This is a genomic window from Polyangium mundeleinium (genome assembly GCF_028369105.1).
Taxonomy (GTDB): domain Bacteria; phylum Myxococcota_A; class Polyangia; order Polyangiales; family Polyangiaceae; genus Polyangium; species Polyangium mundeleinium.
The window spans coordinates 5,552,446-5,573,325 of record NZ_JAQNDO010000001.1 but is presented as its reverse complement, the minus strand read 5'-3'; the positions used below and the strand labels follow the sequence as shown (position 1 = coordinate 5,573,325).

Sequence of the window (20,880 nt, the reverse complement as noted above, 5' to 3'; positions counted from 1 at the left end):
TCGGCTGGGCGTCGGCGGCGCTCTTCGGCTCGGGGGGGAATGAAATCGGAGGAGAGGATCCGCCGCGCTTGCGAGGCCGGGACGTCGCCGCCGTCCGGATCCGTCACCCACGCGTGGAACGCCTTCGCGTCGTTTTCGGGGCCCCGCAGATCCAGGTGCAGACCGGGGTAACGCGAGATGCCCACCACGACGGCCCAATCGTCCTTCGCCATGACGAGCGTCCTCCCCTCGGTGCATCGATCACGGATACTGCTGCCGGATGAACGCCCTGTCCGTCGGCGAAAGGTCGTTGTTCCAGCCGACTTCGAGCCCGTCGAAGTTCCAGCTCTTCTTGATCCGGTAGAGCATGATCGAGGAAGGATCGAACGTCGTATAATTCGTATCCTCGCGGACCGCGAAGATGTTCTTCTGGATGATCTCCCGGCTCCAATGGTTGGGCGGGCCGGAGAGGTCGGCGTAGACCTGCTCCTCGTTCCAGTGGATGCCCGCGGCGGGGCTCATGTGCTCGTGCGTGAGGCCGAGGGCGTGGCCGAATTCGTGGAGGACGACGGCGCGTATCCTTTCGTCGGGCGTGTCCTCGCCGAAGCCCCCGAAGTTCATCGTCGGCTGCGTCGCATCGTCGTACGGCGGAGAAAAACACCCCTTTCCGATGGCCGATCACTGCCCCTGGTACTTGAAGGAGATCCGGATCGGGGTGGCCGCGGGTTTGCGGCGGAAGACGAACCGGAGGTTCGCGAGGCCGAGCGCCGTCCACTCCTTGGCGAAGGTCTTCACCTTTTCCTGGATCGAGGGGACGCCGTCCAGAAAACACACCTCGATGCGGTCCCCGGGGTTCCATTTCGCCCCCCGGACGAGCGCCGCCCTGGGTTTCCCCGAAATCACCTCGCCCACCAGCAAGGCTCCATAAAAATCGGATTCCGTACGGTCGCTCATGATGCCCCTCCTCGCGCCGAGCGCCATCGTCACCATGAAATTGGAGCCGGGGGCGCGCGCGGCAAGGCGCCCTCTTGGGCCTCACGGGTCGGACCATTACGTTTCCATCGCAACCGAAGACGCCCGGACGCGAGGAGGAAGGACGATGACCCGACGAGGAACCCAATCCATTCGAACCCTGGTCGCCATGCTCATCACCCTCGGCGCCATCGCGGTGGGGTGTGAAAAGAAGCCCGCCGAGCGCGCGAATTCAGGGGAATCACGACAGACGGTGACCGTCACGCTCGACCCGAACAGCGTGGCGCAAGCCACCCAGATGGATGCGACCCAGGTGCGCGTCGACATCCGCAGCCAGACCGGGGTGTTGCAGCTCCGCGCCGATTTCCAGGCGGTCGGTCCGCAGAGGACCCTGGTCACGTACACGTCGTTCCCGACGGGAACGGACGGGGACATGTCGACGCAGCCGCTCACGGCGTCCGCGCAAATGGACGCCGAGCTGCCGACGGTCGACCGCGCGATCCTCGGGGCCGCTCTCATCCAGGCCCAGGTATCCCGCGCGATCCATTATTCCTACGACAACTGGGGTTGTGACTTGCCCTCGGCGATCCGCGGGCCGGCGAGCTGCGGTCCGAAGGGGCGTTGCTGCGACATCCACGACGCGTGTTACAGGAAGCACGAGTGCGGGGCCGGGAGCTGGCTCCGGCCCTGGACCCAGTGCCATCTTCTCTGCAATGTACCGGCCGTCGCCTGCTTTTCGAGCAGCAGCTTTCACCCCGGCCCGAGTGAATGTTGCGCTCGCGGAAACTGCGGCGATCCGCGATGACATGACGAAACATGACCCGGCGCCTCGCCCCCGCCTGCCTGGTCTTCGTCTACGCGTGCACGGAGGCCCCCGAGGATGGGGCGCGTGACGCCCCGACGGCCATCGTCGGCGGGCAGGTCGCGGCCCCGGGAGAATGGCCGACCGCGGTATCGTCCGGGCGATGCGACGGCACGCTCGTGCATCCGCGGCTCGTGATCACGGCAGCGCATTGCCTCGCCCGCGGCGGGCCCGTCTCGTTTTCCCTTGGGGAAGCACGTGATCGCGCCGTTCGCACGGCGGCCGTCGACCGCTGCGTGGGCCACCCGGATCATGAACGGAGGAAAGGCGCCGACGTGGCGTATTGTCTCCTCCGCGAGGCCGTGGACGATGTTCCGATCGTGCCCGTCCTTTCCGCGTGCGAGGCTTTCGAATACCTCGCCCCCGGGGCCACGGCCATTCTGGTCGGATTCGGGGCCGCCGGCGAAGACGAGCCCGGCGGCGGCCTGAAGCGGTGGGTCGCCGTGCCCGTTCACGGGACCCAGGCCGAAGCGCGGGAGGTCCTCGTCGGCACACGCGACAAAGGCGCCTGCACGGGCGACTCGGGCGGCCCGGCCTACCTCGCGCTTCCGGACGGCACGTGGCGCGTGTTCGGCGTTTCGAGCCGCATGGCCCCGAGCACGGACCTCGACCCGGCCGAGCCCTGCGCGGGGAAGGCCATCTACACGTCGATCCCCGCGCATCTCGTGTGGATCGAGGAGAGCTCCGGGATCGACCTCACGCCTTTCGAGGAGCGCTGCCCCCGCGCCGCGCGGCCTCCCTGAAGACGCGCTGGATTTTCGGAGAGCACCTATTGCGCTGTGAAGCCCGGACACAACATTCGAGAATGGGAAAAGGAGGTGCCGTATGGCCGTGAGAGGTCAAAAGGGACCGTCCGCTCTTCGGAGCGCGAAACGATTCGTCGCCGAGCACGTGGACGAGAGGATCGAAGTGGAGTTCATCGTGCTGGAGGAGGTCGATCCCTCCGAGGGCACGATGCCGCCGGAGGATTGGGACGATCATGCCCACGAGGACGACGAGGACGTGGAGACGAGCGCCGCGGCGGGCAAGTCGCGCTTCGAAGCCGCGCGAGCGAAGCCGCGATCCATCCATGGATTCAGCGTGGGGCCCGCGAAACGCATCGGGGTCAAGACGTACCGCGTCCCGGGCACGAAGGTATCCTTGCCGGTCCGCGCGATCATCGCCCCGCTGCTCATCGGCTTCGCCAAGGAATTCCACCAGAAGGTGGAGCGGCTCCGCAAGGGCTGGTGCTGGGGGCACGCGAATCGCAACATCCGCGGCTCGAAGCGGCCCTCGTTCCACGCGGCCGGCATCGCCATCGATCTGAACGCCCCGAAGCACCCGCTCGGGCGCGCCAACACGTTCAGCGTGGCCCAGCGCAAGACGATCAACGCGCTTTGCAAGAAATACGGCCTTCGCTGGGGAGGCAACTACCGCCGCCGCAAGGACGACATGCACTTCGAGGTGATCTTGCCCCGCGCGAAAGCGGTGGCGCTGGCGAAGCGGATCCAGAAGGGTGGGGCCCGGTAGCCCCGAGGCGAATGCGGAGGGAGGGGCGGCCATGCGAAGAGGCGCGCAAAACCCATTCACGGTCACGTTGCTCGACGTCGGCGCGGAGCAATACGGCGATGCCGTGCTCTGCCGGTTCGGGACGAGCTCCGTGCTGATCGACGGGGCGCACCCGGGCAATGCCCGCCGCAAGGGCGGGCACCTCGCGATCCAGGAGCAACTCCGGCCGCTCCTGCCCACGCGGGGTGGCGCCTCCGTGGTGACCCTCCTTCTCATTTCGCACGCGCATCAGGGCCACATCGGGTGCCTGCCGCGGCTCGTGCGCGACGGGCTCCTCGTCGCCGATTGGGCGCTCGTCCCCGATCCGGATCTCGCCTGGGGCAGGACCGGGCGAGAGACCGAAACCGAGGCGTCGCCGGCGGCGCGGCGTATTGCGGAGGCGCTGCGCGAGGAGCCCCTGGAGGGCGAGTCGCCGGCCGAGGAGAGCGCGTTCCTCGCGTCCGCGCAGGGCCTCGAAGCCGGATACCGCGAGATGCTGGAGACGCTCTCCCGGAACGGGACGCGGGTCCTCCCTTTCAAGGGCAGCGACGACCCGGCGCTGCGGCCGCTCGTGGCGGCGCTCGCGGAGGGCGGCGTCACCTTGAACCTCCTCGGCCCGACCCGGCGGCACGTGGCCGCCTGCGCCGAGGGCATGGCGAAAAACCTCGAGGCGCTGCGCATCGAGATTCAAAGGGGGATCGGTCTTCGAGCCACCCGGACACCAGGCGAAAGCGCTTCGCCACGACGGAGCCGAAGGGCCCGTGATTTCCTGGGCAGGCACCACCGGCGAAGGCACGCGCGTGCTTTCGACCGCGATGTCGCTCCTCGGGACCCGATCGGAAGGAACGTCCGTTTTGACCGTCACGCGCGAACAGACGTCCCCCGTGACGCTCGTCCTTGCGTCGCCCTTCATCCTCGACGATGCCGAGCTGGACGCGCTCTTCGCGGAGACACCCCAAGAAGCCCCGGGCGTGCCCCTGACGCAGGCGCAATTCGACGCCCTCGTCTCCTTCACCTTCAACGTGGGCGCAGGCTGGATGAAGAAATCGCAGCTCCGAAGGGCGCTGCTCCGCCGCCAGTATGGGGATGTGCCGCGCGCCATGAGCCTCTGGGTGTACGCGGGCGGCAAGAAGCTCCGCGGCCTCGTCCGGCGCAGGCTTGCCGAGGGGCGCCCATTCAAGCATGGCAAGTACACCTGAGAGGGTATTCCACAGGCTGCTGCGCGGCTCGATGCGTCGGTCGGCCTCGCTCGACGTACAGTGTACGCCTCGCTCGGCCTCCCTAGCTTCGAGCCGCTCGCGACGCCTGTGGAACACCCTCTGAGGGGCGACCGTCGCTCGCGATGGGGAGGTGCTGCGTCGCGCGTTTCTGCGCGGCGACCTCTCGCAAAAGCCGTACGGCTCCAAAACGTCACGCGAACCCCGCTTGACGTTTTCTTCGAGGGGCCGTAATGGTGCGCGCATGTCGCAATTCGCCGTGGTACGGCATTCTTGGTTCTGGCCCATGGCCGCTGGAGCCCTCCTCGCGGTGGCCGCTTCGTGTGGCACCGATTCCCTCCCTGATCCCCCGTCCGAGCCTTCGGCGTCGCCGGCGCATGCAACGTCGACCGAGATGCCGAAGGATCTCCGCGCGGCCTACATTCATGCCGTGCAGTCGGGCGCCTCGGAGGCCTATGGCGCGCGGTGGATCGGGCCGGACCTCGTCGAGGCGGAGAACGAGGCTTCGGGCTTCGTGACGACGCTCTCCAGCGCGGGGGTGGTGCTCGCGCCCTTGGAGGAGCCCTGGTCGCTCGAAATGCGCACGGCGGCGCTCGGCTGCGAGGGGGCGGTGGCGCCGGTCTCCGCGGCCGAACCGGAGGCGACGGGCAATCGGATGACGTACGAGCATCCCGAGATCTCCGCGTGGTACCTCAATGGCCCGCTCGGGCTCGAACAAGGGTTCGTCCTCGAACACGCGCCCGGTTGTGCGGGGACGAAGGTGGTTGTGCTGGAGCTCGGCGGCGAGCTCCGCGCGGAGCTCGAGGACGCGGATGGCGACGGGCGCGGGGAGGTGATCCGGCTCGTTACCGTCGAGGGCCAGGTGGCGCTCTCGTATACGGATCTCTTCGCGAAGGACGCGGAGGGCAAAACGCTGCCGGCGTGGATGTCGGTGGAGGCGGGTCGAATCTCCCTGCACGTCGACGACGAGGGGGCGGCGTATCCGGTGGAGATCGATCCGCTGATCGGGGTCCAGCAGGCGAAGCTCCTGGCGAGTGATGGGGCGTCGTCCGACCGCTTCGGCATTCGGGTCGCGCTGTCGGGGGACACGGCGCTCGTGGGCGCCCCGCTCGACGACGACAAGGGGCAAGGCTCCGGTTCCGCCTACCTGTTCGTGCGCAGCGGCAGCACGTGGACCCAGCAGGCGAAGCTCGTGCCGGCCGACGGGGCGGCGGGCGACCAATTCGGCACCTCGGTCGCGCTGTCGGGGGACACCGCGCTCGTGGGCGCCGGGCTCGACGACGACAAGGGGACCGACTCCGGTTCCGCCTACGTCTTCGTGCGGAGCGGGAGCACCTGGACCCAGCAGGCGAAGCTCCTGGCGAGTGATGGCGCGCCGGAGGACTGGTTCGCCATTTCGGTCGCGCTGTCGGGGGACACGGCGCTCGTGGGGGCCCTGTGGGACGACGACAAAGGGGGCAACGCCGGCTCCGCCTACGTCTTCGTGCGGAGCGGAAGCACCTGGACCCAGCAGGCAAAGCTCCTGGCGAGCGACGGGGCGGCGGGCGACCAACTCGGCGCCTCGGTCGCGCTGGCGGGGGACACGGCGCTCGTGGGGGCCTACTGGGACGACGACAAGGGGACCGACGCCGGCTCTGCTTATGTCTTCGTGCGCAGCGGCGGCGCCTGGACCCAGGAGGCGAAGCTCCTGGCGAGTGATGGCGCGGCGAACGACCTGTTCGGTTATTCGGTCGCGCTGTCGGCGGACACGGCGCTCGTGGGGGCGTATCGGGACGACGACAAGGGGACCGACTCCGGCTCTGCTTATGTCTTCGTGCGCAGCGGCGGCGCCTGGACCCAGGAGGCAAAGCTCCTGGCGAGCGACGGGGTGGCGTCGCACAGCTTCGGCCATTCGGTCACGCTGCTCGGGGACACCGCGCTCGTGGGGGCGTATCGGGACGACAACGACAAGGGCGCTGCCTACGTGTTCGCGCGCAGCGGCGGCGCCTGGACGCAGCAGACGAAGCTCCTGGCGAGCGACGGGGCGGTGGACGACGAATTTGGTTATTCGGTCGCGCTGTCGGGGACCACGGCGCTCGTGGGGGCGCACTTCGACGACAACAAGGGCTCTGCTTACGTGTTCGTCTTGACGGTGGGCAATGGCTCGCCCTGCGCCTCGGGCTCCACGTGCGCGAGCGGCTTCTGCGTCGACGGGGTGTGCTGCAACAGCGCGTGCGGCGGCGGCGTCGGAAACGATTGCCAGGCCTGCAGCGCGGCGGCGGGCGCAGCCATGGACGGGACGTGCAGCCCGCTCGTGATGGGCACCGAATGCCGCGCGTCGGGCGGTGCTTGCGACGTCGCGGAGAGTTGTGACGGCGTCGCGACGGCGTGCCCCGCGGACGGGAAGGTTGCGCAAGGGACCGAATGCCGCGCATCTGCGGGTGCTTGCGACGTTGCGGAGAGTTGCGACGGGACCTCGAATGCGTGCCCCGTGGACACGAAGGCCGCGGCGGGCACCGAATGCCGCGCGTCTGCGGGTGCTTGCGACGTTGCGGAGAGTTGCAACGGCACGTCGAATGCTTGTCCGGCGGACACGAAGGTCCCGGCGGGCACCGGGTGCCGGGCATCTGCGGGGGCTTGCGACGTTGCGGAGAGTTGCAACGGTACATCGAATGCTTGTCCGGCGGACACGAAGGTCCCGGCGGGCACCGAGTGCCGGGCATCTGCGGGGGCTTGCGACGTTGCGGAGAGTTGCAACGGTACATCGAATGCTTGTCCGGCGGACACGAAGGTCCCGGCGGGCACCGTATGCCGCGCGTCGGGGGGTACCTGCGACGTCGCCGAGAGCTGTGACGGGACGTCGAATGCTTGCCCCGTGGACACGAAGATCCCGGCGGGCACCGAATGCCGGGCGTCTGTGGGTACTTGCGACGCCGCGGAGAGTTGCGACGGCGCGGCGGTGAATTGCCCTCCCGATGCCGCTGTGCCGGACGGGACGGCGTGCGAGGACGGCGACGCGTGCACGGAGGGCGATTCGTGCGAGCTCGGCGCTTGTAAGTCGGGTGCCACCGATCCGAGCTGCGGCAGCGGCGGCGCAGGCGGCAGCGGCGGCGCAGGCGGCAGCGGCGGCGCAGGCGGAAGCGGCGGCGCAGGCGGAAGCGGCGGCGCAGGCGGAAGCGGCGGCGCAGGTGGCAGCGGCGGCGCGGGCGGAAGCGGCGGCGCGGGCGGAAGCGGCGGCGCAGGCGGAAGCGGCGGCGCGGGCGGAAGCGGCGGCGCGGGCGGCAGCGGCGGCGCGGGCGGCAGTGGTGGTTCGCCTTCGACGCCGGGCCCCGTCCAAGAGGGCAGCTGCACGTGCTCGGCGGCAGGTGATTCCACCTCCACGGGCATGGAAGGCATCGCCCTTCCCATGGCCGGGATCCTCCTCGCGCTCGCGCGCGGCCGTCGCCGCATGCGACGCTGACCGCGAGATCCAGCGAGAACACAGCATTCCGATGGAAGACCGCCCCCGCGTCCACGGCGGTCTCAGCCTCTCCAAACGTTCCAACCCCCTCGCGTCACCGTGACGCGCGCCCGTTCGAGTCTTCGAACACCCGCGCGTCACCGTCTCCTTCGGGTCTCCAAACGTTCGGACACCCTCGCGTCACGGTTGCACGTGCCCGTTCGAGCCTTCGAACACCCACGCGTCACCGTCTCCTTCAGGTCTCCGAACGTTCGAACACCCTCGCGTCACGGTCGCACGCGCCCGTTCGAACGTTCGAACACCCTCGCGTCACGTTCTCCGACGCCCCTTCGAACGTTCGAACACCCTCGCGCGACCCAAAACGGCATAGCCCGCGGGGCTGGGGCGCTCCTCGAGCGTGTCGCGCTTCGTGCTCCCCTGCGCCGTGGCATTGCGCGAGAAGGATGCCCCGCCTCGGGTGCAACCCAGGACCATTCATGTCCTCCCATTTCCGCTCGCGCTCCCGCTCCCGCTCCCGCCCCCGCTCCCCTGCCTCGGACAGATGGCGCCCCCGCGCCGCTCCGAACATCCATTCCCCCACCCCGGATCTGCGGGTATGCTCCGCGCGCCCCCATGGTAACGGCCCTCGAATTTCCTCCGCTCGAGGTCGGTGACGCCGGCCTCTCCGCGCTCGCGCGTGGCGTCATCGGCTCCGAGATCCTGAAGATTGCCGGCGAGATCCGGGCCATGAAGGCCAAGGGCGCCCAGATCTGCAACCTCACCGTCGGCGACTTCGACCCGGCCTACTTCCCCATCCCTGCCGAGCTCTGCGAGGGCACGCGCGCCGCGCTCGCCGAGGGCCACACGAACTACCCGCCCTCCGACGGCGTGCTCGTCCTGCGCGAGGCGCTCGTGCGCTTCTACGAGCGCGAGCTCGGCCTCAAGTACCCGCTCGAGTCCGTGCTCGTCGCCGGCGGCGCCCGTCCCCTGCTCTACGGCGCCTACCGCACGCTCATCGATCCCGGCGACGTCGCCGTCTACCCCGTCCCGTCCTGGAACAACAACCACTACGCCTACCTCTCCGGCGCGAAGGCCGTGGAGATCCCCGTCTCGGCCGCGTCGAACTTCTTCCCGACCGCCGACGATTTCCGCCCCCACATCGGCTCGGCCAGGCTGCTGCTCGTGAACTCGCCGCTGAACCCGACCGGCACCGTCATCTCCAAGGACGAGCTGCGGCGGATCGCCGAGCTCGTGCTCGAAGAGAACCGCCGCCGGGAGGCCGAGGGCCTGCGCCCGGTGTTCCTCGTGTACGACCAGGTCTACTGGATGCTCACGCACGGCGAGGCGCACCACGAGACGCCCGTCTCGCTCGTGCCCGAGGTCGCACCGTACACGCTCTTGCTCGACGCGCTGTCGAAGTCGTTCTGCGCGACGGGCATGCGCGTCGGCTGGGGGTTCATGCCGCCGGCAGTGCGGCGGCGGATGGCGGACATCCTCGGGCACGTGGGCGCCTGGGCGCCGAAGGCCGAGCAGGTCGCGACGGCAGCGCTGCTCGACGCGCCGGACGCGATGCACGCGTTCCTCGCGGGCGCGAAGGCGAAGGTGAAGGAGCGGCTCGACGCGCTCTTCGCCGGGTTCTCAACGATGCAACGCGAGGGGCTGCCCGTCGACGCAATCGCGCCGCAAGGGGCGATCTACCTGTCGGCGCGCTTCGACTGGATCGGCAAGACGATCCGGGGCCGTACGATCCAGACGAACGACGAGATCCGCAAGGTGCTGCTGGAAGAAGCAGGCCTGGCGGTGGTGCCGTTCCAGGCGTTCGGGCTGCGGGAAGAGAACGGGTGGTTCCGGCTGAGCGTGGGCGCGGTGTCGATGGACGACATCCAGGCGGCGTTCCCGCGGCTGCGCGCGCTCATGTCGGGTTGAGGGGCGCTGCGCCGCGCCGGGGCGCTGCCCCGGACCCCGCGGGGGGCTGTCCGCCCCCTCGACCCCGGACCAGCCAGGGGCTGGACCCAGGGTTGAAAAACTGCGCTCCGCGCAGTTTTTCAAACAGGCCGACGAAGAACCCAGGTCGCCAGCCGAACCCGCAGCGCGGCTGTCTTGATGGGCAACGTCGCTGCCGGTCTTGCCCGGGCCTGTTCGATGAGCTGCGCGGAGCGCAGTTCATCGAGCTTGGGTCCAGCCCCTGGCTGGTCCGGGTCCAGGGGCGGAGAGCCCCTGGTCGGGGTCCGGGGTGAAACCCCGGCGCTACGCTACGCTGTGGAACTCCCTCGGAGTTTCCCCGTTTCGCGGAGCCACGCTTCGCTTCGCCGCATGCCCTCTTCGATCGGCACGCGTACCTGCCAGCCGAGCAGCCGCTCGGCCTTCGCCGTCGGATACTGGAGCTTCCGCACGTACCGCTCGAGCCGCTCGGCCGTGAGCGGGATGCCGAGCTTGAAGAGCTCGTTCGCGCGGGCGATGAGGTACGCGATGGGCATGGGCACGCGGCGCGGGCGCTTGCCGCTCATCGCGCCGTAAAAGCCGAAGAAGCGCTCCCACGTGACGGCCGCGTCGCACGCGTTGAACGCCTCGCCCTCGGCCTCGGGCCGCGTCGCGGCGAGGCGCACCATGTCGACGACGTCGTCCACGTAGACGGGATACGCGTGGCCCTGGCCGTCGCCGAAGATCACGGGCACGCCCTTCTGCACGAGCCGGAGCATGCCCACGGTCCATCCGCCCGAGCGCGGCCCGTACACCATCGCCGGCCGCACGATCGAGATCGGAAGGTTCGCCTGCGCCGCGGCCTCGCGCGCCGCCTCCTCACCGAGCGCCTTCGTGCGGCCGTAGAGATCGCCCTGCGTCACGTCGATCGGGACCGACTCGTCGACGAGATCCGTCGCCGGGAGCCCATACACCGAGATGGTGCTCACGAGGACGAACCGCTCGCAGCCCGCGCGCGCCGCCGCCGTCACGAGCGCGCGCGTCGCATCCACGTTGACCGCGTACGCGTCGGACTCGCCGCCCTTGCCGCGCTCGAGCCACGCGGCGAGGTGAAAGACGACACGTTTGCCCTCGCAGAGCCGCGCCATCGCGCCGGCGTCGCGCACGTCGGCCCGGTGGATCGTGACGCCCACGCCACGAAGCTTCGCCTCGTCCGGGAAGGATCGCCCCGCGCCGACCACGCTCGCCTTGTCCTCGGCCGCGAGGCGCTCGGCCAGGCGTCCTCCGATGAACCCGCTCGCGCCGGTCACGAGGACCGGCGTCTCCGTCAACGACACATCACCCATCGGGGCGCGAGTCTACTGCCACGCGCCGCGCATGGGGAGCGCTGCTCGCTCGCTTCAGGGCACCGGCCCGCTCGTCACCTCGACCGCGACCTCCGGCGAGACCTTCACGGTGGCCTCGCAGCTCGGCGTGCCCTCGCAGGACGTGGCGTCCACCCGGACCTCCGCGTCCACGCGGAGCGTCGCGGTCCCCGCCGGCGCGCCCTGGGGGATCCGCACGACGATCTCCCTGTCCACGACGCTCACTTGCGGCGGGGCCGGCAGTTCGAGCGTCTCGTCGTCATAGGTGAAGACGACGTCGAGGTTCTCCTCGTCGAGCTCGTCGCCCGGCGCGGACCACGCGAGCGCGAGGTCGACGCCCGGGTCGATCTTGTTGTCCGGGTGGCTCGTGGTGATCGTCCGCGGGGCGAGCAGGTCCTCGAAGTCGAGCGCGATGCGGGCCGTCTCGTCCGAGACCTCGAAGTGCGTCTTGTCCTTGCCGAGGTTCTCCTCGGCGAGGGCCTTGCGGAAGGTGGGCGCGCCGCAGACCCAGCCGTCTTTCGAGGGCGTCTCGCCGCCGCGCATGAAGAGATCCATCTTCCGATCGTCCACCTTGGCCTCGATGTCGTCGGTGATCGCCTCGCACGTCCCCTCCTTGGCCACGAGCGCGAGCGAGACGCGCGGCGACTCGCCGAGCTCCACCTCGACACGCGCACGGGAAGGGTCGAGGTCAGCGAGGGTGGTCTCGGACTCGAACAGATCAAAGAGGCCACAACCGGACGACGCGAGGGCGAGCGTCGCGAGAAACGGCAAGCAGAGGAATCGAGGGAGGATCACGCGGGCGGGCATGCTGGGCGCCAAGGGCAAACGGCGTACCGGGTGCGGACAAACGCCCGCGACGGCGATTTCTCTGCGAAATGACGCGGCGCGCGCAAATGGTTTTTCGCGGCTCGTGACGCGGGCGAACCAGGACTCCGCCGAGAAGGAGGTCAAACAGGCGGGTCGCGCGCGGGCAAGGGCGGATCAAAGCAGCCTCGACGTCCGCCAGGGGTGCGTCGGACGGTACGCAGGCGTGCGACACGTGTTCCGCATGCGGCAGAGGATCCGCAGGGGGGTGCGCGGCCCATGCGCAGGGCCCCGTGGGCGGACGGCCGCCGTTCGCGGAAAATTTCGGGCATTGCAGATTCCTCGGGGCCCCCGCGGAGGCCCGCGTTGACCACCCCGCGCTTCGTCGCCTAGCCTTGCTCCCGATGGTCCGGGATCCGCGGCTGGGCCCTTTGCAGGACGCACGCCCTCGGCTTGTTGCGTTCGGAAACGTCGCGGTCGGCTTCATCGCGATCGGCAACGTCGCCGTCGGCGTGGTGGCCATCGGCGCGAGCGTGGCCGTCGGGCCGATCGCGATCGGGATCAACGCCGTGGGCATCCTGCTCGGGCTCGGGCTGAACGCAGCCGGCACAGCCGCCATCGCGCTGATCAACGGGCTCGGGCTCTACACGTTCGCCGGCGTGAACGGGCTCGGCGCGCGCACGTCCGCCTACGTGAACGCCGGGGAAAGCGCATTCGTCGCGCTGCTCTGGCTCGGCCTGCAGCTCGTCGCCGCGCGGATCATCACGCGGCGGATGCCCGCGCCATCCGCGGAAGCGCTCCCGGCAACCGTGCCCCTCGCAGAGATCATGTCAGGCGCGCGCGAGGAGGGTCTGATCCGCGCGCGGGTCCTCTCGATCACGGAAACAGGCGTGAAGATCGAGGAGGACACGCCAGAGGCCACCCCCGCGTCGCTCGTCTTCTCGGACCAAGCACGCGCGTCCCTCGAAGCAGCCCAGCGCGTGCCCGGCTCGCCCGCGATGCTCGTGACAGTGCGCGCCTCACGCGAGATGCCGTCGCAAGCGGTCGAGGCCAACTACCGCAGCGCGCCGCAGGTGAGCCGCGTGCTCTGGAGCGAGGACTTCAAGGCGATCCCAGCCCCGCCGCCCTTCTGGGCACGACCCGGCGTGGTGCAGCGACTGTCGCGCGCGAGCCTGGCCGTCGGGGCAACGATCGCCCTCGCGGAGTTCGTGGTGCAGTGGTTCTGAGCTAACGCCGCGCCGCCGCGATCCGCGCGAGCGCCCGCGCCTCGGCCACGTCCATCGGGGTCCGCCCGGTCGCCTTTGCCTCGTCGAGCACGAGCCGCGCCGTGTCGCCGAGCCGATCGATGAGCGGTGTGCGGTCGGCGAGTCCCATCACGGAGAGGCCGATTCCATCGATCACTGCGCCTGCTGAAGCGATCGGATCGGGTACGTGGAGGATGCCACGCGCGGCGAGCAGGCTCGCGATCTCGGGTGACGCGAGCGCGTTGTTCGCCGCGCCGCACACGGCCCACGCGCGCATCGCCTGGACGACCTCGGCTGTGACGACGCCGCCTACGGCGCAGGGCGCGACGATGTCGACGTCTTCGACGAGGATGCGATCGGCTGAGGTGACGCGCGCGCCGGGGATCCCGCGAGCGACCTCCTCCGCGCGGCGTGTGTCCACGTCGGCGAGGACGATCCGCACACCGGCGTCGGCGAGCGCTGCGGCTGCGCGCGCGCCGATGGCGCCTGCGCCCTGCACGGCCACCGAGAGCCCTTCCACGGGTACACCTCGTACGGCCGCGCATGCCTCGATGCATCGGAGGAGCCCACGCGCCACGGCGGCTGCGAGGCCTCGCTCGTCTGTGTGCACGTACGGCGTGTGCTCGGCCATCACCGCGAGATCAGCGGCCGTCGTCCCGAGATCACCGGCCGTGCGGAACATGCCGCCGAGCTCCTCGACCACCTGCCCGAGCCGCGCGAATGCGGCCTTCCGATCGACCCCGTCGCCGAGCAGGACGACCGCCTTCCCGCCGCCCGCGTCGAGCCCGGCGAGCGAGCACTTCCGCGTCATGGCGCGCGCGAGCGCGAGCACGTCGGCGAGCGCGGCGTCAGCCGAGGGATACCGCATCGTGCGTACGCCGCCCACGGCGGGCCCGAGCGTCGTGTCGTCGAGGGCCACGATGGCGCGCAGGCCGGAGCGAGGGTCCGCGACGTAGATGCACCGCGGGCCGCTCGCCGCGGGCTTGGGGAGGAGTTCCGCCATGCATCGCAAAGACGCACCGATCGCTCCGCGACGCAAGCGCGCGCTCCTCCTCGATACACGCGGCGCGTGGCGCGGGCCTCGCATGCCCTGCGGGGCGCGGAGGAGCGGGCATGGACGAGTCATCCTTCCTGGACGAGGTCGCGTGGCGTGGTGGGCTCGGAGAAGTGTCGAGCGCGCGCAGGCTCTCCGAGGCGGTCCTTCGGGCGTTCGCCGAGACGCTCGTGCCCGACGAGGCCCGCGCCCTCGCGCACGCGCTTCCTGCGCCGCTCGCTGCGTGGATCCTCGACGGACCGCACTTCGGGAGCCTCTCCGAGGATGCACTCTACCGCCGCGTCGCCGACCGCGAGGGCACACTCATCGGCTTCGCCATCGAGCACACCCGGCTCGTGCTCGGCGTCCTCGGCGACGCACTTCCCGAGACCACGCGCCTCCGCTTGCGCCGCCACCTCGGGCCCGCGCTCGGCGACCTCCTCGCCCCGCGCGAGCCCCTCCCCTCGCCGCCCGTCCACCTCCGCCGGCCCGCCGAGCCCGAGCTCGGCAAAGGAACCACCCTCGCCACCGGACGCGCCGGCAGCCAGACGCCGCTCAGCGAGGCCCGGCCCGAGCGTGCCCATGCGGAATCGGTCGTCCGCGCCGAGAATCCCCACGGGGAGACGAAACTCTCGTCGAGCCGTGGCCTCACGCAGGAGCGCGAGCAGGAAACCCTGGCCGAGGGCGAACCCGGGCCCCTTCGCCCCGTCAGCGAACGAGGCCGCTAGAACGGAAGCCTCGAAGGGCCGTTGGAATCTGGCAGGACGCTACGATCCCGATCCGAAATCGTGTAGCTTCCGACCGAGCCGCCCTCCGGCTGGGCCGGAGGCGGATCGTGCGGAAAGGCTCGGGCGGATGCAGGCTGGCCAGCAAATCACGCCGACGCTTCGGCTCCAGAGCCTCCTCGGAAAAGGCGGCATGGGGAGCGTGTGGGCCGCCGACCATCTCGCGCTCGGGACCCAGGTCGCCATCAAGTTCATGTCGCCGGCCTACGTCGAGAACCAATCGCTCGTGCAGCGGTTCCGCACGGAGGCGATGGCCGCGGCGCAGATCAAGAGCCCGCACGTCGCGCAGGTCTTCGATCACGGCTTCACCGCCGACGGCACGCCGTACATCGTGATGGAGCTGCTCGAAGGCGAGGACCTGAAGCGCCGCATCCGCCGCGAAGGTCCCCTGCCGCTCAGGGACGTGGCGCTCGTCGTGTCGCAGGCCTCGAAGGCGCTCGCCCGCGCGCACGCGCTCAACATCGTCCACCGCGACATCAAGCCGGACAACATCTTCCTCTGCAACATCGACGGCGAGACGTTCGTCAAGCTGCTCGACTTCGGCATCGCCAAGATGGGCCCGGACGGCGCGCTCGGCGCCACGACCACGGGCTCGATGATGGGCACGCCGCTCTACATGAGCCCCGAGCAGCTCCTCAGCGCCCGGCGCGTCGATCACCGCTCGGATCTCTGGTCGATCGCGGTCGTCGCGTACCACGCGATCACGGGCCGCGTGCCCTTCCACGGCGAGACCGTCGGTTCGCTCGGGGTCGCCGTGCACACGGGCGCCTTCCACCCCCCGAGCGCGCTCCGGCCCGACGTGCCGCCGGCCGTCGACGCCTGGTTCCAGCGGATGCTGCGGCGGGATCCCGCCGAGCGCTTCGGCTCCGCGAAGGAGATGGCCGAGGCGCTCGAACAAGCCATCCTCGGCGCGCCGTCGCCCTACGGCGTGACCGGCAGCTTCGCCCGCGCGTCGCTCCACACGCACGCCGAGCCGACGCCCGCGCCGTTCTCGGGCGGGCCCATGGCCACGACGCCAGCCCCGAACTCCCCGAGCGGTTATGCCTCCTCGCCGTACGCGCCGCCGTACAGCACGCCGCAGGGCCCCGCGAGCGCGCCGCAGACGCTCATCGGGACCTCGACCACGGCCGCGCGCGCGGCCAGCGGCAAGAAGTCCGCAATCATCGCGGCAGGCGTGGCCGTGCTCGTCCTCGCCGGGCTCGGCATCTTCCTCGCCGCTCGCCGCAGCGACGAGGCCACGTCCGTGTCCGCCGCGCCGGGCGAAACTTCAGCCGCAGGCGCGACGCTCGCGCCGACCCCCGCCCCGTCCCCGTCCCCCACGCCCGTCGTGGCCCCGGCGCCCCCGCCGAGCGCGAGCGCGCTCGCCGAGCCTGCCCCGCCCAGCTCGCCTGCGACGACGGCCGAGGGCAAACCCACGACCCGCACGACGGCACAGGCCCCTGCCCCGACGACCTCCCCCCCGCCCGCGACGACCGCGAAGGCCGCGGCGAAGCCGCCCAAGGGCGGCGGCAAAGACACGATCGGCTTTTGAACCACGCTGCCATGCGCCAAACGCAAGCTCGACTCGGTGCCATCGCGACGATCGTCGCGCTCGGCCTCTCGCTCTCCGGGGCAGCAGAGGCCCAGGGAAAGCAGCCTTCGGCCGCCGCCAAGCAGACGGCGCGGCAGCTCCTCGTGGATTGTCGCGCCAAGCTCGCCGCGCACAAGCTCGCCGAGGCGCTCAAGGACTGCCAGGGCGCGCACGCGATCATGAACGTGCCCTCGACCGGGCTCGATCTCGCGCGGGTGCACGAGGCCATGGGCCACCTCGTCGAGGCGCGCGAGGTCGCCCTCGAAGTGACGCGCTTCGACAACACCGCCGGCAACGCCGCCTTCGCCACGGCCATGACCGAGGCCGAGGCGCTCGCGCAGAGCCTCGAACCGAAGATCCCCTCGCTCGTGATCAACGTGAGCGGCCCGCCCTCCGGCGCCGAGATCACCGTGAAGGTCGACGCCGAGACGATCCCGCAAGCAGCCGTCTCGTTGCCCTACAAGGTGAACCCGGGCGAGCACACCGTCATCGTCTCGGCCTCCGGCTTCGGCCAGCGCGCCGAAAAAGTGCAGGTGACAGTCGGACAAACCCGCACCGTCGACATCACGTTGCGGCCCGCCTCGGCGGGCGGCGGAGACGTCGTGGATCCCTTCAGCACGCCGGACGAGGCCCTCTCCGAAGGCGAAGGCGGCCGGCAGATCCCGGTGTGGACGTGGATCGCAGGCGGCGTCGGGCTCGTGGGCGCGGGCGTGGCCGTGGGCTTCGGGCTGAGCTTCAGCGACGCGCAGGAGACCGTCCGCCGCGATTGCCCGAACAACGCCTGCAACGACACCTACACGCCCGCGCAAGCGCAAGACCTGCAGGCGAAGTGGAACCGCTCGCTCGGGCTCACCGTGGCCGGCAGCGTCGTCGGCGCAGCCGGGATCGGCGCAGCCATCTTCGGCATCGTGACAGCGCCGAAAAAAGGCGCGCCCGCGCCTTCGACAGGGTTCGTCCCGTGGATCGGCCCCTCCGGCGTCGGCGCATCCGCGTTCGGCCATTTCTGACCCACGCCACGATCCGTCGCGCACACGCGCGGATGTCCCCCATGGAAGCCTGCGCGCGCCGCGCCTCGGCCGCGCCCTTGTGGTACAACCGACGCCACCGTGCTTCTTGCTCGCATCCGCCTCGTCGGCCTGGGCCCCTTCGGCGACATCACGCTGCCCCTCTGCGACCCGGATGGCTCTCCCCGGCACCTCTGCGTGATCTTCGGCGGCGAGGGCGTAGGCAAGACAGCAGTGCTCTCCGCCATCGCCACGACGCGCCCAGGCCACGCCGTCGCGCAAATCATCAACGCACGCAGCGCCGGGTCAACGTCCGGCGGTCTCCGCCCGGACCCCCAGCACGACCCACGCCACGACGCGCCCCCGTTCGTCGTGGCCGAGTGGCTGCTCGGCGACGACGACCCCGCCCGGCCGCACACACTCTGCGTCGCAAGCCCAAACGCGCGTCTCGACGAGCGCGACGACGAGGCCCTGCTCCGCCGTCGCGAGCAAGCCCTGTTCGATCGTCGCGCCGCCGAGCGAGGGTTCGTGCTGGTCTCCCTCTCGGGCGCCCGCTGGTTCTCACGCACGCCCGTGCTCCTGACGACGCCCGAGCGCACCCTGCTCCGCTACGACGTGCGCGCCTCGACAAGCTTCGACGACGCAAGCCGCACCGACATCGCCCGCGAGACGAAGCAAGTGCTCTCCTTCGCCTGCATCACAGCCGCCCTGTCCCGCAAAACAGAGGGCACGCCGGCCACCGCAGCCCGGCTAGAGACAGCCCTCGTCGGGGTCCTCGGCGCCCTGCTGGAAGAAGACGGCTGCACCTTCATCGGCGTGGATCCCGTGCGCCTCGAGCCAGTCTTCCGCGACGCCGACGACCGTCTGCTCGAATTCGACGACCTGCCCCGAAGCCTGCGTCACCTCGTCGCCTTCGGCGCACACGCCGTGCGCTCCCTCGCCGCCGCCTTCCCCGACCGCGACCCCCGCGAAGCCGAAGGCGTCGTGCTCATCGACGACGTCGAGATCGAGCAGCCCGCCCACCGTCTACGCACCCTCGTCCCACGTCTCCGCCGCGCCCTGCCGCGCGTGCAGTGGATCCTGACGTCGAGCTCCCCCGACGTGGCCCTCGGCTGCGCCCCCGGCGAGATCATCGCCCTGCGCCGCCTGCCCGGCACCGCCGCCATCGAGCTCCACGAAGGCGAGGACGCAGTCCTGCATTAGGCGCGGAGCTGGGGCGTTGCCCCAGACCCCACCGGGGCTGTCCGCCCCTGGACCCGGACCAGCGCAAGCGCTGGACTCGGGGTCGATGAACTGCGCTCCGCGCAGTTCATCGAACAGCCGCTGGCAAGACTGGCGACGACCCTGCCAACCAAGGCCGCAGCGCTGCAGGTTCAACCGGCAACGTTTGCGTCGCCAGGTTGAGACCCACCTACGTGGTCTTGCCACCGGCCCGTTGGAAGAACTGCGCATCGCGCAGTTCTTCCACCTTCGGTCCAGGCCGTGCCTGGTCCGGGTCGAGGGGCGGACAGCCCCCGCGGGGTCCGGGGCAGCGCCCCGGCGCGACGCCTCACGCCTCTTCGCCGGGCTTCTCTGTGACCTTCAATGGTCGTACGCTCGGGCTCTGCCATGCTTGCACGACTTCTCCGGGGAACCGGAATCCTTCTTGGTTTGCTTGTGACCGGCGGGACCCTCGTTGCCTCGGGCGCATGCTCGCTCGGCAACGTCACGCAGGATGACTGCAAGAGTGACGACGAGTGTGTCCTTGCGATCGGCCCGAACAGCACCTGCGTCGCGGGGTACTGCACCGATCCCCCTGCGTGCTCCACGGGCCATGATTGCCGCAAGATTGGCGGCGGCGGCGCGTGTGTCGACGGCGTCTGCGTCTCGGCGTTCCCCAAGCACCCGCAGTGCAGCACGCTCTTCGAGCCGACGGACCTGCCCGACCGGCCCCTTGCTGGCCCTGATGCGCCGCTCGTCATCGGCAGCATCTTCTCGATCGGCGAGACCAAGGACGAGGTCCTCACGCAGTCCGTGCGCGTCGCTGTGCGTGAGATCAATGCGAGCGACAAACTCAACCGTGGCCAGCGCATGGCTGTCGTCGTCTGCGACAACGGCGGCGAGAACAACACGGCGACGGGCGCCGCGCGCGACGAGCTGAACCAGGCTGCGCTCGACTACCTCGCGGGTACGCTCGGCGTCCCGTACATCGTCGGCCCCCTCTCCTCGTCGGACTCGCTCCGGCTCATCGCGCGCCTCAAGGAGAAGGCGTATCCCACGGTGCTCATCTCGCCCTCGGCGACGAGCCCGGCGCTCACCGACGCCGACGATCGCCTTGCGATGGGCGAGCCCGGCCTCTTCTGGCGCACCTGCCCGAGCGACACGCGCCAGGGCGTCGTCATGGCGGACGACGTGATCGAGCTCGATCCGGTCGTCGCTGGCGGCAACGTCGCTGTCGTCTACGTCAGCGACGCCTACGGCCAGGGCCTCGCGACCGTCTTCCGGGATGCGTACGGGCTCGACAAATCCCAGCTCTTCCCCATCGAGGAGGCGAAGCTCTCCGATGCCGGGGCGCTCGCCACGCTCGCCGCCGACGTCGACACGTACAACCCGGCCGGCGTCCTGGTGATCACGGTGCAAGCCGGACAAACCGTCGAGATCCTGAAGGCGATGGTGGGCAAGCCGGTCGCGGGGCGGAAGTTCTTCTTCACGGACGGCGCCAAGGACGCGACGAAGCTGCTCGCCCCGAACCTGGCCGCCGAGGTGAAGCAGATGATCGCGGGATCGCAGGGCACTGCGCCTGCGAGCCCGTCGGGGCCGATTTACGAGACCTTCCGCGCGAACATGAAGTCGCAGTTCCAGACGGATCCGGCCGATTTCTCGTTCACCGCGCAGGCGTACGACGCCACGTACGTCGGCGCGTACGGGGTCATCTGGGCCTCGCGCGACGGGACGGACTACGACGGCCGGCAGGTGGCCGAGGGCATGGGGCGCCTTGCCATGGGGGATCTCATCGACATCACCTCGACCGCCTGGCCCAAGGGGAAAAGCACGCTCGCCGCGGGCGGGAGCATCAACATTGCAGGCACCTCGGGCCCGCTCAATTTCGACCCCGCGACCGGCGAAGCTCCGGGCCGCATCGAGGTTTGGGCCGTGTCGAACGACAACTTTGTGACCGTCACGGTCAAGGATCCTCCCTGAT

General features: G+C 70.2%; 17 protein-coding genes. 12 read left to right on the top strand and 5 right to left on the bottom strand.

The features are described 5' to 3' along the window. Positions 1-240 precede the first annotated feature (240 nt). Positions 241-600 carry a zinc metalloprotease gene (locus POL67_RS22205; RefSeq protein ID WP_271920193.1) on the bottom strand — a complete coding sequence of 120 codons (360 nt, stop codon included), beginning with the start codon at positions 598-600 and terminating at the stop codon, positions 241-243. A gap of 57 nt (positions 601-657) precedes the next feature. Beyond that, positions 658-933, bottom strand: coding sequence for a hypothetical protein (locus POL67_RS22200; protein ID WP_271920190.1), 276 nt, complete (start codon positions 931-933; stop codon positions 658-660). Between the two features lie 145 nt (positions 934-1,078). Here POL67_RS22200 and POL67_RS22195 point away from each other — a divergent pair, with 145 nt between their 5' ends. The 6 genes from POL67_RS22195 (at position 1,079) to POL67_RS22170 (ending at position 9,901) form a co-directional block, all read left to right on the top strand. Continuing rightward, a complete protein-coding gene (locus POL67_RS22195; protein WP_271920189.1) occupies positions 1,079-1,756 on the top strand; it encodes a hypothetical protein in 678 nt (225 codons plus the stop codon). Positions 1,757-1,767: 11 nt separating this feature from the next. Continuing rightward, positions 1,768-2,556, top strand: a complete 789-nt coding sequence (locus POL67_RS22190) for a S1 family peptidase (protein ID WP_271920187.1) — start codon at positions 1,768-1,770, stop codon at positions 2,554-2,556. Between the two features lie 148 nt (positions 2,557-2,704). Beyond that, on the top strand, positions 2,705-3,322 hold the full coding sequence (locus tag POL67_RS22185) for a M15 family metallopeptidase (protein WP_271920185.1): 618 nt from the start codon (positions 2,705-2,707) through the stop codon (positions 3,320-3,322). A 779-nt stretch (positions 3,323-4,101) separates the two neighbouring features. Beyond that, positions 4,102-4,539 carry a lysozyme gene (locus POL67_RS22180; RefSeq protein ID WP_271920183.1) on the top strand — a complete coding sequence of 146 codons (438 nt, stop codon included), beginning with the start codon at positions 4,102-4,104 and terminating at the stop codon, positions 4,537-4,539. Positions 4,540-4,843: 304 nt separating this feature from the next. Then, positions 4,844-7,996: a hypothetical protein gene (locus POL67_RS22175; protein ID WP_271920181.1), complete on the top strand. Its 3,153-nt coding sequence runs from the start codon at positions 4,844-4,846 to the stop codon at positions 7,994-7,996. A 612-nt stretch (positions 7,997-8,608) separates the two neighbouring features. Then, positions 8,609-9,901, top strand: coding sequence for a pyridoxal phosphate-dependent aminotransferase (locus POL67_RS22170; protein ID WP_271920179.1), 1,293 nt, complete (start codon positions 8,609-8,611; stop codon positions 9,899-9,901). A 326-nt stretch (positions 9,902-10,227) separates the two neighbouring features. Here the strand turns inward: POL67_RS22170 and POL67_RS22165 are convergent, their stop codons facing one another. Then, positions 10,228-11,241 carry an NAD-dependent epimerase/dehydratase family protein gene (locus POL67_RS22165; protein ID WP_271920177.1) on the bottom strand — a complete coding sequence of 338 codons (1,014 nt, stop codon included), beginning with the start codon at positions 11,239-11,241 and terminating at the stop codon, positions 10,228-10,230. Between the two features lie 54 nt (positions 11,242-11,295). Then, positions 11,296-12,054 (bottom strand): hypothetical protein, encoded by a 759-nt coding sequence (locus tag POL67_RS22160; RefSeq protein ID WP_271920175.1) that lies wholly within the window; start codon positions 12,052-12,054, stop codon positions 11,296-11,298. A 413-nt stretch (positions 12,055-12,467) separates the two neighbouring features. On the opposite strand from POL67_RS22160, the gene POL67_RS22155 reads away from it, so the two are divergent. Continuing rightward, a complete protein-coding gene (locus POL67_RS22155; protein ID WP_271920173.1) occupies positions 12,468-13,289 on the top strand; it encodes a hypothetical protein in 822 nt (273 codons plus the stop codon). 1 nt (position 13,290) lies between these two features. On the opposite strand, the gene POL67_RS22150 is transcribed toward POL67_RS22155, so the two are convergent. Next, positions 13,291-14,310, bottom strand: coding sequence for a Glu/Leu/Phe/Val dehydrogenase dimerization domain-containing protein (locus POL67_RS22150; protein WP_271920170.1), 1,020 nt, complete (start codon positions 14,308-14,310; stop codon positions 13,291-13,293). Positions 14,311-14,420: 110 nt separating this feature from the next. On the opposite strand from POL67_RS22150, the gene POL67_RS22145 reads away from it, so the two are divergent. The 5 genes from POL67_RS22145 to POL67_RS22125 all read left to right on the top strand — a co-directional run bounded on the left by POL67_RS22145 (position 14,421) and on the right by POL67_RS22125 (position 20,879). Next, entirely contained in the window at positions 14,421-15,068 is a 648-nt protein-coding gene (locus POL67_RS22145; RefSeq protein ID WP_271920168.1) for a DUF2267 domain-containing protein, read from the top strand. A 127-nt stretch (positions 15,069-15,195) separates the two neighbouring features. Continuing rightward, positions 15,196-16,656, top strand: coding sequence for a serine/threonine-protein kinase (locus POL67_RS22140; protein WP_271920166.1), 1,461 nt, complete (start codon positions 15,196-15,198; stop codon positions 16,654-16,656). 11 nt (positions 16,657-16,667) lie between these two features. Further along, positions 16,668-17,702 (top strand): PEGA domain-containing protein, encoded by a 1,035-nt coding sequence (locus tag POL67_RS22135; protein WP_271920164.1) that lies wholly within the window; start codon positions 16,668-16,670, stop codon positions 17,700-17,702. A 99-nt stretch (positions 17,703-17,801) separates the two neighbouring features. Next, positions 17,802-18,902, top strand: a complete 1,101-nt coding sequence (locus POL67_RS22130) for a hypothetical protein (RefSeq protein WP_271920162.1) — start codon at positions 17,802-17,804, stop codon at positions 18,900-18,902. Positions 18,903-19,307: 405 nt separating this feature from the next. Next, a complete protein-coding gene (locus tag POL67_RS22125) occupies positions 19,308-20,879 on the top strand; it encodes a type 1 periplasmic-binding domain-containing protein (RefSeq protein WP_271920160.1) in 1,572 nt (523 codons plus the stop codon). Position 20,880 lies beyond the last annotated feature (1 nt).

What these genes read in the sequence shown, in the direction of transcription:
- POL67_RS22205 (WP_271920193.1), bottom strand. Translation starts at nt 600, where the DNA reads ATGAACTTCGGGGGCTTCGGCGAGGACACGCCCGACGAAAGGATACGC.
- POL67_RS22200 (WP_271920190.1), bottom strand. Translation starts at nt 933, where the DNA reads ATGAGCGACCGTACGGAATCCGATTTTTATGGAGCCTTGCTGGTGGGC.
- POL67_RS22195 (WP_271920189.1), top strand. Translation starts at nt 1,079, where the DNA reads ATGACCCGACGAGGAACCCAATCCATTCGAACCCTGGTCGCCATGCTC.
- POL67_RS22190 (WP_271920187.1), top strand. Translation starts at nt 1,768, where the DNA reads ATGACCCGGCGCCTCGCCCCCGCCTGCCTGGTCTTCGTCTACGCGTGC.
- POL67_RS22175 (WP_271920181.1), top strand. Translation starts at nt 4,844, where the DNA reads ATGGCCGCTGGAGCCCTCCTCGCGGTGGCCGCTTCGTGTGGCACCGAT.
- POL67_RS22170 (WP_271920179.1), top strand. Translation starts at nt 8,609, where the DNA reads ATGGTAACGGCCCTCGAATTTCCTCCGCTCGAGGTCGGTGACGCCGGC.
- POL67_RS22165 (WP_271920177.1), bottom strand. Translation starts at nt 11,241, where the DNA reads ATGGGTGATGTGTCGTTGACGGAGACGCCGGTCCTCGTGACCGGCGCG.
- POL67_RS22155 (WP_271920173.1), top strand. Translation starts at nt 12,468, where the DNA reads ATGGTCCGGGATCCGCGGCTGGGCCCTTTGCAGGACGCACGCCCTCGG.
- POL67_RS22150 (WP_271920170.1), bottom strand. Translation starts at nt 14,310, where the DNA reads ATGGCGGAACTCCTCCCCAAGCCCGCGGCGAGCGGCCCGCGGTGCATC.
- POL67_RS22145 (WP_271920168.1), top strand. Translation starts at nt 14,421, where the DNA reads ATGGACGAGTCATCCTTCCTGGACGAGGTCGCGTGGCGTGGTGGGCTC.
- POL67_RS22140 (WP_271920166.1), top strand. Translation starts at nt 15,196, where the DNA reads ATGCAGGCTGGCCAGCAAATCACGCCGACGCTTCGGCTCCAGAGCCTC.
- POL67_RS22135 (WP_271920164.1), top strand. Translation starts at nt 16,668, where the DNA reads ATGCGCCAAACGCAAGCTCGACTCGGTGCCATCGCGACGATCGTCGCG.
- POL67_RS22125 (WP_271920160.1), top strand. Translation starts at nt 19,308, where the DNA reads ATGCTTGCACGACTTCTCCGGGGAACCGGAATCCTTCTTGGTTTGCTT.